Source organism: Janthinobacterium sp. EB271-G4-3-2 (assembly GCF_020858035.1).
GTDB classification, from domain to species: Bacteria; Pseudomonadota; Gammaproteobacteria; order Burkholderiales; family Burkholderiaceae_D; genus Janthinobacterium; species Janthinobacterium aestuarii.
Map to the genome: position 1 here is coordinate 837,758 of NZ_JACYMG010000001.1, position 14,946 is coordinate 852,703.

At 63.3% G+C, this 14,946-nt stretch carries 15 protein-coding genes; 10 read left to right on the top strand and 5 right to left on the bottom strand.

The features are described from left to right. Positions 1–13 precede the first annotated feature (13 nt). Positions 14–1,000, bottom strand: a complete 987-nt coding sequence (gene mltG / locus IGS55_RS03580) for an endolytic transglycosylase MltG (RefSeq protein ID WP_219309337.1) — start codon at positions 998–1,000, stop codon at positions 14–16. A gap of 176 nt (positions 1,001–1,176) precedes the next feature. Between mltG and ygfZ the strand changes: the two genes are divergently transcribed. From ygfZ to IGS55_RS03625, 9 genes are all read left to right on the top strand, one after another. Next, a complete protein-coding gene (ygfZ, locus tag IGS55_RS03585) occupies positions 1,177–2,283 on the top strand; it encodes a CAF17-like 4Fe-4S cluster assembly/insertion protein YgfZ (protein WP_230516031.1) in 1,107 nt (368 codons plus the stop codon). A 7-nt stretch (positions 2,284–2,290) separates the two neighbouring features. Beyond that, positions 2,291–2,581, top strand: a complete 291-nt coding sequence (locus tag IGS55_RS03590) for a DUF4936 family protein (protein WP_139089143.1) — start codon at positions 2,291–2,293, stop codon at positions 2,579–2,581. Continuing rightward, complete coding sequence (locus IGS55_RS03595; RefSeq protein ID WP_046682751.1) at positions 2,572–3,309, top strand: NRDE family protein; 738 nt, start codon at positions 2,572–2,574, stop codon at positions 3,307–3,309. Before IGS55_RS03590 ends, IGS55_RS03595 begins: the two co-directional genes overlap by 10 nt. 212 nt (positions 3,310–3,521) lie before the next feature. Beyond that, entirely contained in the window at positions 3,522–4,523 is a 1,002-nt protein-coding gene (locus IGS55_RS03600) for a LacI family DNA-binding transcriptional regulator (RefSeq protein WP_230516032.1), read from the top strand. Between the two features lie 31 nt (positions 4,524–4,554). Next, complete coding sequence (gene xylB / locus IGS55_RS03605; protein WP_442908141.1) at positions 4,555–6,039, top strand: xylulokinase; 1,485 nt, start codon at positions 4,555–4,557, stop codon at positions 6,037–6,039. Between the two features lie 2 nt (positions 6,040–6,041). Next, positions 6,042–6,992: a transaldolase gene (gene tal / locus IGS55_RS03610; protein ID WP_230516034.1), complete on the top strand. Its 951-nt coding sequence runs from the start codon at positions 6,042–6,044 to the stop codon at positions 6,990–6,992. A 53-nt stretch (positions 6,993–7,045) separates the two neighbouring features. Further along, positions 7,046–7,981 carry an ABC transporter substrate-binding protein gene (locus IGS55_RS03615; protein ID WP_077404737.1) on the top strand — a complete coding sequence of 312 codons (936 nt, stop codon included), beginning with the start codon at positions 7,046–7,048 and terminating at the stop codon, positions 7,979–7,981. Between the two features lie 83 nt (positions 7,982–8,064). Then, positions 8,065–9,564 carry a sugar ABC transporter ATP-binding protein gene (locus IGS55_RS03620; RefSeq protein ID WP_230516035.1) on the top strand — a complete coding sequence of 500 codons (1,500 nt, stop codon included), beginning with the start codon at positions 8,065–8,067 and terminating at the stop codon, positions 9,562–9,564. A gap of 36 nt (positions 9,565–9,600) precedes the next feature. After that, on the top strand, positions 9,601–10,611 hold the full coding sequence (locus IGS55_RS03625) for an ABC transporter permease subunit (RefSeq protein WP_034756126.1): 1,011 nt from the start codon (positions 9,601–9,603) through the stop codon (positions 10,609–10,611). A 101-nt stretch (positions 10,612–10,712) separates the two neighbouring features. Here the strand turns inward: IGS55_RS03625 and IGS55_RS03630 are convergent, their stop codons facing one another. Further along, positions 10,713–11,138, bottom strand: a complete 426-nt coding sequence (locus tag IGS55_RS03630; protein ID WP_230516036.1) for a GNAT family N-acetyltransferase — start codon at positions 11,136–11,138, stop codon at positions 10,713–10,715. Between the two features lie 69 nt (positions 11,139–11,207). Further along, positions 11,208–12,008, bottom strand: a complete 801-nt coding sequence (locus tag IGS55_RS03635; protein WP_230516037.1) for an AraC family transcriptional regulator — start codon at positions 12,006–12,008, stop codon at positions 11,208–11,210. 127 nt (positions 12,009–12,135) lie between these two features. On the opposite strand from IGS55_RS03635, the gene IGS55_RS03640 reads away from it, so the two are divergent. Beyond that, positions 12,136–13,332 carry an FAD-dependent monooxygenase gene (locus IGS55_RS03640; protein WP_230516038.1) on the top strand — a complete coding sequence of 399 codons (1,197 nt, stop codon included), beginning with the start codon at positions 12,136–12,138 and terminating at the stop codon, positions 13,330–13,332. A gap of 73 nt (positions 13,333–13,405) precedes the next feature. Here the strand turns inward: IGS55_RS03640 and IGS55_RS03645 are convergent, their stop codons facing one another. Together IGS55_RS03645 and IGS55_RS03650 are read right to left on the bottom strand one after the other, a co-directional pair. Continuing rightward, on the bottom strand, positions 13,406–14,398 hold the full coding sequence (locus IGS55_RS03645) for an NADP-dependent oxidoreductase (RefSeq protein WP_230516039.1): 993 nt from the start codon (positions 14,396–14,398) through the stop codon (positions 13,406–13,408). A gap of 165 nt (positions 14,399–14,563) precedes the next feature. Further along, positions 14,564–14,866 carry a Dabb family protein gene (locus IGS55_RS03650; RefSeq protein WP_070288489.1) on the bottom strand — a complete coding sequence of 101 codons (303 nt, stop codon included), beginning with the start codon at positions 14,864–14,866 and terminating at the stop codon, positions 14,564–14,566. Positions 14,867–14,946 lie beyond the last annotated feature (80 nt).

The window sequence follows — 14,946 nt, forward strand, 5'->3', positions numbered from 1 at the left end:
TCTTGTGATGATATTAACGCTGATATTGGTTCACGGCGCGGTTATGGTCGGGCAAGTTGGCCGAGAACTGGCTGGTGCCGTCGCCGCGCGCGACGAAATACAGCGCTTGCGTGCGGGCCGGCGCCAGCGCCGCCGTCAGCGATTGCGCGCCAGCCAGGGCGATCGGCGTGGGCGGCAAGCCGCCGCGCGTGTAGGTATTGTACGGGGTGTCCGCTTCCAGGTCGCGTTTGCGGATCTTGCCCTGGTAATTGTCGCCCATGCCATAGATCACGGTCGGGTCCGTCTGCAGCAGCATGCCCGTCTTCAGGCGGTTGACGAACACGCCGGCGATCATGGCGCGCTCGGACTTTTGTCCCGTTTCCTTTTCCACGATGGAAGCCATGATCAGCGCTTCGTACGGGTTTTTATATGGCAAGGCCGGATCGCGCTTGTCCCACGCTTCGGACAAACGGCCGATCATGGCCGTGTGCGCCTGCCTGAAAATCTGCATTTCGCTGGCGCCCTTGGCGAACAGATACGTGTCCGGGAAGAACAACCCTTCCGGCAGCACATATTCGGGGCTGATCTTCGCCATCAGCTCCTTGTCGGACAGGCCCACGGTATCGTGCTTGAGGCCGGGATGATTGGCCATCGCCAGGCGCATCTGCCTGAAGGTCCAGCCTTCGATGATGGTCAGCGACTCTTGCGCGAACTCGCCGCGCGCCAGCTGCGTGATCAGACGCTGCGGCGTCGTGCCCGGTTTCAGCTCGTAGGAACCGGCCTTGATCTTCGAAGTCTTGCCTTCGATGCGCGCCAGCATGTTGAACAGGATGGGCACGATGGGCACGCCCGCGTCCGCGATCTGCTGGCCGGCCGCATGCGCGCCGCTGCCCGGGCTGATCGTAAACGGGATCGCTTCGCCGTCCGTGGTGATGGGCTGCTGCGCCCAGTACACAAAAGTACCGCCGACGCCGATGGCGGCGATGACTGAACTGACTACAAGTTTTTTAAAGAAAGCCATTGTTCCGATTCTTGTGATGCGCTCGCTGGCAGGCAGCGCGCGCTTGTTATGATCGTTCATTTGTGAAGCAAGTGCGCGCAAAGCGGCGCCAACACTGGCAATCTTGCCGCTGCCGACGCAATTTGCGCGACATCACTATAATGAACCCGTAATGATAATGCTTAATCGCTGATCTAATGGAAATTATGAATAACTGGAATCAATTTTTAACCGCTCAAGGCGCCCGCCCCGTTGCCGCCGATGGCGCGCCTGACGGCACCGCAAACTCCCCTGTCGCTGATTTCGGCCAGTCCCTGACAGTGCCCCAGCTGCAAGAAGGTTTTGTCGCGGCCATCACGGACCAGGGCTTGATCGGTTTAAACGGCGACGATGCAGCCAGTTTCCTGCACGGCCAGCTGACCAACGACGTGGAGCACCTGAACCAGGAGCAAGTGCGCCTGGCCGGCTACTGCACGCCGAAAGGCCGCCTGCTGGCCAGTTTCCTGATGTGGCGCAACGCCACCACCATTTATCTGCAATTGCCGCGCGCCATACAGCCGGCGATTCAGAAGCGGCTGCAAATGTTCGTGCTACGCGCCAAGGCCAAGCTGCACGATGCGTCCGCGGATGATGCCAATCAAGCCGTCCTGGGCCTCGGTGGCAAGCAAGCCGGCGCGGCCCTGTCCGCCTGGTTCCCGGTGTTGCCCTCCACGCCGTTCAGCAAGGTCGAGCATGCACTGGGCACCCTGCTGCGCGTGGCCGATGCGTTCGGCAGCGCCCGCTATCAATGGCTGACGTCGGCCGCCACGGCGCAGAACGTGTGGCCGCAGCTGGCCGAAACTCTCGCCAAGGGTGGCAATGACGCCTGGCAATTGTCCGAGATCCATGCGGGCATCCCGCAGATCACGGCCGCCACGCAAGAGCAATTCGTGCCGCAAATGGTCAACTTCGAGCTGCTGGGCGGCGTCAACTTCAAGAAAGGCTGCTACCCGGGCCAGGAAATCGTCGCGCGCAGCCAGTATCTGGGCAAGCTCAAGCGCCGCACCACCCTCGTCAGCATCGCCGATCCCTCCGTGGTGGCCGGCGGCGAACTGTTCGCCGTCAGCGACCCCGAGCAACCGTGCGGCATGGTCGTCAACGCCGCACCCAACGGCAGCGGTGGCATCGACGCCCTCGTTGAAATGAAGCTGGGGGCGATCGAAGAAGGTTCAAGCGCCGCCGGCGCCGTACGCTACGGCTCGGCCCAGGGCGCTGCCGTGCAGTTCCTGCCCATGCCTTACGTGCTCGACGCACTCGACTTGTGAGAATGCCATGAAAGATCTGTACGTTTACTATCAGGTAAAAGAAGAGCACGCCCAGGCGCTGGAAGCCCGGGTCCGCGCCATGCAGGCGAAACTGGCGGCCGCCTCCGGCGTGGCGCCCCAACTGAAGCGCCGTCCTGACAGCAAGGATGGCTTGCAGACGTGGATGGAAATCTACCCCGTCGTCGGCGAAGGTTTTACGGAGCTGCTGGCCAGCGCATCCGAGGAAGCGGGCTTGCTGTCCCTGACGGCCGGCGCGCGCCATACGGAAGTGTTCATGGATTTGCCTCCATGTGCCTGATCGTTTTTGCCTGGAAAGTCAATCCGCACATCCCGCTGATTGCCGCCGCCAACCGCGACGAATTCTATGAACGCGCCAGCGCCCCCGCCGGCGCCTGGCCCGAACACCCGCAAGTGTATGCGGGCCGCGACCTGCAAGCGGGCGGCAGCTGGATGGGCATCACCCAGGCCGGCAGCGGCAGCTCGCGCTTTGCCGCCATCACGAACATTCGCAGCCCGCAAGACCGCAACCCGGACGCCCCCTCGCGCGGCGCCCTGGTGGCCGACTATTTGGCCGGCAACATGTCGCCGCAAGACTACATCGCGCAAATCCGCCCCGGCAGCGGTGCCTACAACGGTTTCAATCTGGTGCTCGGTGACGCGGATACCCTGATCTGGTTTTCCAACCGCGGCGATGGCGATGCGCGCAATGGCCAGCCTTTGGAGCCAGGCATCTACGGCCTGTCGAACGCTCTGCTCGACGCGCCGTGGCCGAAGGTCCTGAAGACCAAGGCCCAGTTCGCCAGCCTGCTGTGCCAGGGCGCGCCCGATGAAGCGTATTTCGACATGCTGGCAGACACCACGCGCGCGCCCGACTTCCGCTTGCCGGACACGGGCGTGCCGCTCGACCTCGAGCGCGTGCTGTCCGCCGTCTGCATCGAAACGCCGGGCTACGGCACGCGCACGTCCACGGTCGTCAAATTGTTCCCCGATTCGCCCGGCGAACTGCATGAGCTGGTGATTCAATAAGCCAATACTGGGGTCTGACCCGCCGGGTCAGACCCCATGCACCACCGTCTCTACTCTCCGGTTCATCGTCCCTTGTCTCGCTAAAAGATTGGCGCGCAAAAAAAGAAAGCGCTTGCGCAAGCGCTTTCTTTTGTTTACGATAGATTCAAACGCGGCGACACAGCCGTACTCAATCGCAGCACACAATAAGAATAAAACCATCAGGAGACACCATGGCCACCATGGAAGATGTAGCGCGGGCGGCGGACGTATCGCTGTCGACCGTCTCGCACGTACTCAACGGCACCCGCAAGGTCAGCCCGAAAACCGTCGCCGCCGTCAACGCGGCCATGCAGCAGATCGGCTATGTGCCGAACATGCTGGCGCGCGCCCTCGCCGGTTCTTCTTCTGGCACCATCGGCGTGGCCATTTCCGCCTTCACCAATCATTACTTCAGCGAAACCGTGCGCGCCATCGAGGCGGCCTGCACGCGCCATGGCCTGATGATGCTGTTTTCCGATACGCATGACGATCCCGAGCAGGAGCTCAAAGTGGTGCAGAACTTGCACCAGCGCCGGGTCGACGGCATCGTGCTGGCGCCGTCGGGCGACACGCACCATCGTACCCTCGACTATTTGACCAGCAACAAGATCGCTTCCGTGCTGGTCGACCGCATGTCGGCGCAACCGTTCGACCAGGTGGGCGTGGAAAATATCGAGGCGACGGCCGAACTGGTCAGCCACCTGATCACCGTCCACGGCCACCGCCGCATCGGCTTCATCGCGGGCGCACCGGGCCTGTCCACGACGGACGAGCGTATCGAAGGCTACCGCCTGGCCTTGCAGCGGGCCAATATCGCCTTTGATCCGGCGCTGCTGCGCTCCGGCGACTCCAACCTCGAGCGCAGCGGCGCGGCCACGCGCGAATTGCTGGCACTGCCGCAGCGCCCGACGGCCATCGTGGCCGGCAATAACCTGATGACCATCGGCACCATGCACGCCTTGCGCGACGCGCACATCGCGGTGCCGCAAGACGTGTCCCTGGCCGGCTTCGATGATTTCGACTGGGCCGATTACTTCAGCCCCCGTTTGACCGTGATGGCGCAGCCCCTGGAAGAGCTGGGCGCCATGGCCGTCGACCTGCTCATCGAGCGTATCGCCAACCCGGGCCGCGCCCGGCACGTGCAGCGCTTGTCGCCGACCTTGCGCGTGCGCAATTCCTGCGGCTGTCCCTGACCTTTTACAGCAAACCAATATGCATCCAGCGATTTCCCTCGGTATCGATCTCGGTACCTCCGAACTGAAAACCGTGCTGATGGACAGCACCGGCACCGTGCGCGGCCAGGCTTCCGTGCGCATCGATACCAGCCGCCCGCAGCCGGGCTGGTCCGAACAAGCGCCGCAGGACTGGTGGGCCGCCTGCGTCAGCGCGCTGGGCCAGCTGCGCGCCGGCTGGCCGCAGGAGTACGCGCAGATCGCCTGCATCGGCCTGTCGGGCCAGATGCATGGCGCCGTATTGCTCGACGCCAACGATGCTGTGATCCGCCCGGCCATCCTGTGGAACGATGCGCGCGCCGAAGCCGAAGCGGCCAGTCTGGCGCGCGACTATCCCGCCTATGCGGACGTGACGGGCAGCCTGCCCATGGCGGGCCTGACGGCGCCGAAACTGCTGTGGCTGCAAACGCACGAGCCTGACGCTTTTGCCGCCATCGCCTGCCTGCTGTCGCCCAAGGATTATCTGCGCCTGTGCTTGACGGGCAACAAGGTCACCGACATGTCCGACGCGGCCGGCACCCTGTGGCTGGACGAGGCCAAGCGTGCCTGGTTCGCTCCCATGCTGGCCGCCTGCGGCCTGGCGCAGGAACAGATGCCGGCGCTGGCCGAAGGCGATGCGGCCACGGGCACCGTGCTGGCCGCCGTGACAGACAAGCTCGGCTTGCCATCGGACGTCGTGGTGGCGGCCGGTGGCGGCGACAACCCCGTCTCGGCCGTGGGCATCGGCGCCGTCAATGGCGGTGACAGTTTCATTTCGCTGGGCACCAGCGCCGCCATCGTTTCCGTCACCGAAGCGCCTCTGGGCAACCCGGCCGGCGGCGTGCACAGCTTTTGCCATGCCCTGCCCGGCCGCTGGTATGCGATGGGCGCGATCCTGTCGGGCGCCAGCTGCCTGCGCTGGGCCACTGGCGTGCTGGGCCAGCCCGACGAGGCAGCCCTGCTGGCCCTCGTGGAAACGGGCTTGCCGCTCGACGCTCCCATCGCGCCGTCCGCGCCCCTGTTCCTGCCGTATCTGTCGGGCGAGCGCACGCCGCATAACGATCCGCAAGTGCGCGGCGCCTTTCTGCAGCTGGGCCACGACAGCACGCCGGCGCAGCTCGGCTATGCCGTGCTCGAAGGCGTGGCCTTTGCCTTGCGCGACGCCATGGCGGCCGTCACGTCGACGGGCGCCGTCGTTCCCCACTGCATGCTGGTGGGCGGCGGCGCGCGCAGCCAGTATTGGGCACAGTTGCTGGCCAATGTGCTGGGCCGCGAGATGCGCACCCTGCACAACAGCGAACTGTCGGCCAGCCTGGGCGCGGCCAAGCTGGGCTTTGCCGCCATCGGCCAGCGCCAGTTGCTGTCCACCAGCTTGCCCATCAAAAACACTTTCCTGCCCGATGCCGCGCACAGCGCAGCCTTGAGCATCCGTTACGGCCGCTACCGTAGCTTGTTTCCCGCCGTGCAAGCCTTGCACCAACTCAGTGATAAGGAATAGTAATGAATCAGCTGCAACAACTAAAACAGTACAGCACCGTCGTCGCCGACACAGGCGACTTCCTGCAACTGGCGCGCTTCGCGCCGCAAGACGCGACCACCAACCCGTCGCTGATTTTAAAAGCCGTGCTGCAGCCCGATTACGCGCCCTTGCTGGAAAGCACGGTCGCCGCCCACAGGCATGCATCGCTGGACGATATCGTCGACCAGGTGCTGGTGCGCTTCGGCCTGGAAATCCTGAAAGTGGTGCCGGGCCGCGTGTCGACGGAAGTCGATGCCCGTTTGAGCTTTGACCGCGACGCCACCGTGGCCCGCGGGCGCCGCCTGATCGCCCTGTATGAGCAAGCCGGCATCAGCCGCGAGCGCGTGCTGATCAAGGTCGCCGCCACCTGGGAAGGCATCCAGGCGGCGCGCGAGCTGGAAAAAGACGGCATCTTTTGCAACCTGACCCTGCTGTTCGCGTTTTGCCAGGCCGTCGCCTGCGCCGATGCGAAAGTGCGCCTGATTTCGCCGTTTGTGGGCCGCATCTACGACTGGCACAAGAAATCGATGGGCGCCGCATGGGACGAAGCGGCGCGCAGCCTGTCCAACGATCCGGGTGTACAGTCGGTCACGCGCATTTTCAATTACTACAAACAACATGGCATCGCCACGCAAGTGATGGGTGCCAGCTTCCGCAACGTGGGGCAGATCACGGCCCTGTCCGGCTGCGACCTGCTGACCATCAGCCCGGACCTGCTGGCGAAACTCGAAGCATCCGACGCGCCGTTCGAGCGCGCCCTGGGCGCCGACCCGGGTGCGGCGCAGCCGGCCGTCACATATGACGAGGCCGCTTTCCGCTACGCCTTGAACGACGAAGCGATGGCGACCGAAAAGCTGGCCGAAGGCATCCGCGGCTTTGCCGTCGATGCGGGCAAGCTGGACGCCATGATCGAGAAATTACGCAATCAATAAGTTTCACCCGTAGCACCGTTTTTTTTTGACAATAAAAACCCTTGGAGATCCTCATGAAAAAAGTCATTACCGCCTCCCTGTTGCTGTCCGCCGCCTGCGGCGCTTTCGCCGCCGACAAACCGCTGAAATCCATCGGCGTGAGCGTGGGCGACCTGGCCAACCCGTTTTTTGTCGCCATCGGCCGCGGCGCGGAAGAAAGCGCGAAAAAACTGGGCGGCCCTGGCGTGAAAGTCACCACGGTGTCGAGCAAGTATGACCTGAACACCCAGGTGGACCAGATTGAAAACTTTATTGCCAACAAGACCGACATCATCATCCTGAACGCCGTCGATTCCAAGGGCATCGCCCCGGCCATCAAGAAAGCGCGCAATGCGGGCGTGGTCGTGATCGCCGTCGACGTGGGCGCCGTGGGCGCGTCGGCCACCGTGATGTCCGACAACACCATGGCGGGCGACGTGTCGTGCGCCTACCTGGCCAAGCAGATCGGCGGCAAGGGCAATGTCGTGATTCTCAATGGCCCGCCGGTCACGTCCGTGATCGACCGCGTCAACGGCTGCAAGAAAACCCTGGCCGCGTTCAAGGATATCAAGATCCTGTCCGACAACCAGAACGCGGGCGGCAGCCGCGACGGCGGCATGACCGTGATGTCGAACTTGCTGACGGCCCATCCGAAGATCGACGGCGTGTTCGCCATCAACGATCCGACGGGCATCGGCGCCGAACTGGCGATCAAGCAATCGAAGCGCACGGACGTGAAACTGATCACGGCCGTCGATGGCGCGCCCGATGGCCAGAACGCCCTGAAAAACAAGGCTGGCCTGTTTGCCGCCACCTCGGCGCAAAACCCCTACCGCATGGCCACCGACGCCGTGCAGATGGGCTACGACATCATGAACGGCCGCACGCCGAAACAAACGATGGTGCTGTTGCCGACCCCGGCCATCACCAAGGAAAACGTCGCCACCTACACGGGCTGGGTAAAGAACTGATCTGCCTGACCTGAACCACGTGTTGCCCGCCCCGGCCTTGGCCCAAGGGCGGGCAGCAGTTTCACCAGCAAGGAAGGACAGTCATGAGCGACAATATTATTTTTGAAATGCGCGGCATCGAGAAGCGCTTTGGCGCCACGCGCGCGTTGCGCGGCGTGCACCTGACGGTGCGCAGCGGCGAAATCCATGCCGTGATGGGCGAGAACGGCGCCGGCAAGAGCACCCTGATGAAGATTTTATCGGGCGTGTACACGCCGGACGCGGGCGAAATCATTCTCGACGGCAAGCCGATCCGTATCCGCAACCCGGGCGAGGCACGCGCGCTGGGCATCAACCTGATCTACCAGGAACTGAGCGTGGCCAAGAACATGACGGTGGCGCAGAACGTCTTCATGGGCAGCGAGCCGAAAGGACCGTTCTGGACCGTCAAGGGCGGCGAGATGCGCGCGCGCACGAACGCCATCCTGGCCGACCTCGGCTCCCGTTTCGACGCCGACACCATGGTCTCGACCCTGTCGATCGCCGAGCAGCAGCAGGTGGAAATCGCCCGCGCCCTCGTGCACGAAAGCCGCATCCTGATCATGGACGAGCCCACTGCCGCCCTGTCCGACCGGGAAACAGAACAATTGTTCCGCATCATCGAAGAGCAGCGCGACAAGGGCCTGGCCGTGCTCTACATCAGCCACCGCATGGCCGAGGTGGAACGCCTGGCGCGCCGCATCACGGTGCTGCGCGACGGCGCCTATGTGGGCGAGCTGGGCAAGGATGAACTCGATCAAAAGAAAGTCGTGCAAATGATGGTGGGCCGCCCCGCCGACGACTTTTATTCGCACCAGCGGCGCACCACGCGAGGCGCCGAGCGCTTGCGCGTGGAAAACGTGGGCGGTGGCAAGGTCAAGCCCGCCTCGTTCACCCTGCATGCGGGCGAAGTGACGGGTCTTGCCGGCCTCGTCGGCGCAGGCCGCACGGAACTGGCGCGCCTGATCTTCGGCGCCGACAAGAAACAAACGGGACAAGTATGGCTCGACGGCCAGGAAGTGCACATCCAGCGGCCGCTGGCGGCCATCCGCCACGGCATCGGCTACCTGCCCGAGGACCGCAAGAGCCTGGGCCTGTTCATGCAATTGTCGGCCATGGAAAACATGTCGATGAATATCCTGTCCAAGCATGCGACGGCCGGCGTCGTCAACCGTGGCGCCCTGACCCAGCTGACGCGCGAGGCGATAGCCAACCTCAACGTGAAAGTGTCGGGACCGGACGGCATCGTCGGGGGGCTCTCTGGCGGCAACCAGCAGAAAGTCTTGCTGGCGCGCTGGCTGGCCATCGCGCCCAAGGTGCTGATCCTCGACGAACCGACGCGGGGCGTGGACGTGGGCGCGAAGAGCGAAATCTACAAGATCATCCACCAGTTGGCGGACGCGGGCACGGCCGTTCTGTGCATTTCCAGCGAACTGGCCGAGCTGGTCGGCATTTGCGACCGCGTGATGGTGATGTGCGAAGGACGCTTGACGGGCGAAGTGACGGGCGACGATATCACGCAGGAAAAAATCCTTGCCTATGCCACCCATCTGGAAGCGGCATAAAAATACGCATCAGCATAATTATTCAGGAGAATCAACATGACAACGAGTACCACCAGCGGCGCCGCGCGCGCCGGCGAACCCTTCAATGCCTCGAACCTGATGCGCCGCCTGGGCATGCTGCCCGTGCTGGTGGTGCTCTACCTGGCCATGTATGGCCTGACCGTGTATTTCTCGGCCGACGGCACGTCGACGTTCATGACCAGCAATAACACCATGAACATCTTCCGCCAGGTGTCGATCAACATCGTGCTGGCGTCCGGCATGACTTTCGTCATTCTGACCAGCGGCATCGATCTGTCCGTCGGTTCCGTGCTGGCCGTCTCGGCCGTGGCAGGCATGCTGATGTCCTTGTCGGCCCAGTTCGCCGGCTTTTCGATCCCCACCTTCCTCATCGTCGGCCTGCTGCTGGGCGCGCTGAACGGCGTGCTGGTCGCTCTCGTCGGCCTGAACCCGTTTGTCGTGACTTTGGGCACCATGACGGCCCTGCGCGGCGCCGCCTACCTGCTGGCCGACGGCACCAGCGTGCTGAACACGGAAATCCCAAGCTTCGAATGGATGGGCAACGGCAGCTTCCTGGCCGTGCCCTGGCTGATCTGGCTGGCGGCCGCCGTGGTGCTGCTGACGTGGTTCATCCTGCGCAAAACGACTCTGGGCCTGCATATCTACGCCGTCGGCGGCAATATCCAGGCGGCACGTTTGACCGGCATCAAGGTCGGCCTCGTCCTGATGTTTGTCTACACGATCAGCGGCCTGTTCGCCGGCCTGGGCGGCGCCATGTCGGCCAGCCGTCTGTATGCGGCCAACGGCAACTGGGGCACGGGCTATGAGCTCGACGCCATCGCGGCCGTCGTGCTCGGCGGCACGAGCCTGATGGGCGGCGTGGGTTCCGTCTGGGGCACCGTCATCGGCGCCCTGATCATCGGCGTGATGAACAACGGCTTGACGATCCTGGGCTTGTCGTCGTTCTGGCAGTATGTGGCCAAGGGTGTCGTGATCGTGCTGGCCGTGATCCTGGACAAATGGCGTCAGAGCCACGCGCAGAACTGATGGTGCTGGTGGTGTCGGGTTACGCGCTTTGCGCTAACCCGGCCTACGTGCAACGACAGGCGTAGGTCGGATTGGGCCGCAGGCCGTAATCCGACAACACCCTAGAACACCAGCCGCATCTCCACATGCGCAATCCCCGCCTCTTCAAATTGTTCCCCCTGCTGCACGAAACCGTGGCGCGCATAGAATGGCGCGGCCACGGTTTGCGCGTTCAGCACCACCGCCTTGTCGCCCCGCTCGCGGGCCTTGTCCATCAGCAAGGTCAAAATGGCGCCGCCCACGCCCGTGCCGCGGCCCGGCTGGCGCACGGCCATGCGGCCGATGTGGCCATCTGGTAATAGGCGGCCCGTGCCGATGGCGTTGCCAACGTCGTCATAGGCGACGGCGTGCAGGCAGACTGCATCCATATCGTCGAGTTCGATCTCGGCCGGCACTTTCTGTTCATCGACGAAAACTTCAAAACGGATGGCGGTGGCGTCAGGGCCGAGGGTGGCCCAGTCGCCGAGGCGGATGGTGTGCTTGATCATGGGCATACGGTAATAAAAGACGGGCCGTCATTGTCGCACGGCCTGCCACGCCTTGGCAGGTGGTGCGGCTCAAGCGTTCGATTTCAAGTAACGTCCAGGTGTTTCACCGAGTACCTTGCGAAACATGACGACAAAATTGCTCGCGTTCTCGTAGCCCAGGCCCTCTGCGACATGCTGGACCGTGGCGCCCCTGGCCATCCATTGCAAGGCGAGCAGGATATGCAGTTGCCTGCGCCAGCGTCCGAAACTCATGCCGGTTTCCCGGGACACGAGGCGTGACAGCGTGCGCGCACTGATGCCCATCCGCTGCGCCCACGACTCGATGTTGCCGGGATCGGACGGACGCGCCATGATCCACTCGACCAGTTTGCGTAGCCGCTTGTCTGTCGTCAGGGGAAGATGAACCTGGCCGGGCTGCGCCAGCGCCATTTCGTCGAGAAGCAGTGTCATCAGTCGTGACGCCATGCCGCCCTCTTCATAGCGCATCGGCAATGCCGCTGAACGGATCACCAATTCACGCAGCAGCGGCGTGGTCGACAAGGTGCAGCATTCCCGCGGCAACGCGTCGTCCAGCGCAGGATCGACATACACCACGTAACAGTCGACCGTGCCGGCCCCATCCATTCGATGTTGTGTGCCGCCGGGTATCCAAATGGCGCTTCCTGGCGGCACCAGCCAGAAGCCGCCGTCCACCTCGCAGGTGAGCACGCCGCGCATCCAGAGCAGGAACTGGCCTTTTCGATGCTGATGGAAATCCTTCTCCTGGCGGCTATCCATCTCGCGGCCAACGGCGCCAAGCGTAACCACCGGCCTTGGCACGCAGTCGGGGTCTTCCCACTCGAAGGACGAGTCGTCGCTGAAAACAGGCATCGGGCACCTTTCAAGGAACCAAATCAGTGTGGCAAGAATTCAATATAACATGGCCTGTTGGGTCATTGTGACCAACACGTGGCGCGCCTAACATGGACGCTGACTTCACAACCACGAAAGCTGTCACATGGAACAAACGAAGAAAATCCTGATCTGCGGCGGCGGCATCGCCGGCCCTGCGTGTGCCTGGTGGCTGACCAGGTACGGCTACTCCGTGGTGCTCGTCGAAAAGGCCGGCGCGCTCAGGGACGGCGGGCAGAACATCGATGTGAAGGGCGCCGCGCAGCAGGTCATCAAGCGCATGGGTTTGACGGAACAGGTCGAGGCGCGCGACACGCTGGAGTGCGGACAGAAGTGGCTCGACGCCACCGGCAAGGTGGTGGCTGTTTTTCCCAAAGGTAGTATCGGCGGACTGACCAGCGATTTCGAAATCCTGCGCGGCGATTTCGCCCGTATTTTGTTCGATGCGACCAGCGGCACTTGCGAATACCGTTTTGGCACGTCCGTCAGTGGCCTTGAAGAGATTGAAAATGGCGTGCGGGCAACCTTTGCCAATGGCACGGCAGAGGACTTCGCGCTGGTGATCTGCGCCGACGGCGTGAGCTCGCCGACCAGAGACCTGGCGCTGGCCGCTGAAACGCGCATGCGTTACCTCGGCGCCTACATGGCGTTTTTCAACATTCCCCGGCGACGGGAAGACGACTTCTGGGCCTGCTCCGTCAACGGCATAGGCGGGACGATGATCAACCTCAGGCCAGGTGGCTTGACGCACACAACCGTGCTGATGACCTTTCCTGCCCCTGAGCCTGGCCTGCGCAGTCCGACGGCGCCGTCGCGGCGCGAGCTGCTGCGCGCGGCGCTGGCAGGCCGGGGCAAGGTCGCCGATCGTATCATCGCCGAGCTTGATACCGTCCAGGACTTCTACTTCGGGCCGATGAGCCAGGTACAAGCATCGACCTGGTCAAAAGGCCGGCTGGTCTTGCTGGGCGATGCGGCGCACTGCCCGACGCCATTCACGGGCAAGGGCACGGCTTTGGCGCTGGTGGGAGCCTACGTGCTGGCCGGGGAGATCAAGAGGTGCGCTACCCACACCCAGGCTTTCGAGGCATATGAACGCATCCTGCGCCCGTATGTCGAGCGGTCGCAGCACGAGCTCAGCCCTCGCCTCATCCGCCTCATGCACGTGCGGACCCGGTTCGGCATAGCCATCGCGCATGTACTGCAACGGTGCGTCGGCAGCGCCCTGATCCAGGGGCTGTTGCGAGCGAACGCGACGGCCAAAGCGCGCAGGATCGACGACGATTTCACGCTGCCGATCTATTGAACGCATTGCCGTGCTACCGGGCACGGCCGGGCCAGGAAATGGCGGCGCGCCCGGTCACTTCAGCACAGACCGCTTACAACTTCACCAGCTGCTTGCCGAAGTTGCGCCCTTTTAAGAGGCCGATGAAGGCCTCGGGCGCGCTGGCCAGGCCGTCGGCCACGGATTCGCGGAATTTCAGCTTGCCCGTCGCCACCAGGCTGCCCAGTTCCGCCAGTCCCTGCGGCCAGAATTCCGGCTGCTCGGAGACGATGAAGCCGCGCACGGTGAGGCGGTTGGTGAGGATCAGGCGCGCATTGTCGAGCGGCGTCGGTTCGCCGTTGTAGCCGGCGATCCAGCCGCACACGGCCACGCGGCCAAACGCGTTGGTGCGCGCCAGCGCCGCATCGAAAATGGCGCCGCCCACATTTTCAAAGATGGCGTCGATGCCGTCGGGCGTCGCCGCCGCCAAATCGGCCTCCAGATTGCCCGCCTTGTAGTCGACGCAGGTATCGAAACCCAGTTCCTCGACAACATAGCGGCATTTCTCCGCCCCGCCCGCGATGCCGACGACACGGCAGCCTTTGAGTTTCGCCAGCTGCCCCACGACGCTGCCCACGGCGCCGCTGGCGGCCGACACGACCACGGTTTCGCCCGCTTTCGGCGCCATGATCTGGTTCAAGCCATACCAGGCTGTCATGCCCGGCATGCCGACGGAACCGAGGTAGGCCGAAGCGGGGATGTGCGTCGTGTCGACCTTGCGCAGCATCGTGCCGTCCGACACGGCCACTTCCGTCCAGCCCAGGGTACCCACGACCATGTCGCCCACGGCGAACTTCGGATGCTTCGACTCGAGCACGACGCCCACCGTGCCGCCGATCATCGTTTCATCGAGCGCCTGCGGCGCCGCATAGCTTTTATTGGCACTCATGCGCCCGCGCATGTACGGGTCGAGCGACAGGTACTGGTTACGCACCAGCAACTGACCATCCGTGATGGCGGGAATTTCCTTGGTTTCCAGGCGGAAGTTATCCGGCTGCACTTCGCCCGTGGGGCGCGAGGCAAGGACGATGCGTTGGTAAGTGGTCATGAAGGCTCCTGTCAATAAAGTTGATGGCTAACATTGATATTCACGACACCGAACAAAACCGTAGCGAGCGGAAGGGAGAGATGGCCGAGAAGCGCAACCGTACTGAAGTACGGTGAGCATCGCAGGCCACCTATGCCGACGCGCAGTAGGTTTGGTTCGGTGTCACTACACTTCGTAGTCCATGCATTGTCTGGCTTCCCGCACGGCCCCAAAAAACGGCTTGATTTTCACGTGCTCGGGATGGTTCTGGTAAGCATCGAGCGCTTCGCGGCTGGCGAATTCGCTGTACAGGACGATGTCGTAGGTCGCTTCCAGGCCCGGCTGGGCCACGGCTGCCTCGAATTTCAGGATGCCTGGGACCAAATCCGAACAGGAATCGAGCAGGGCCTTGAGCTTCAATGCATTCGTGGCGCGGTCGGCGCCTTCGGCGTGGTCTTTGAGTTTCCAGAAAACGATGTGCTTGATCATGGTGGCAGGGCTGCTTGTTTATTAATGAAGCATTACTGTAACCGCTATCGGCGCGCTTTGCAGGAACGGAGCGCCCAATG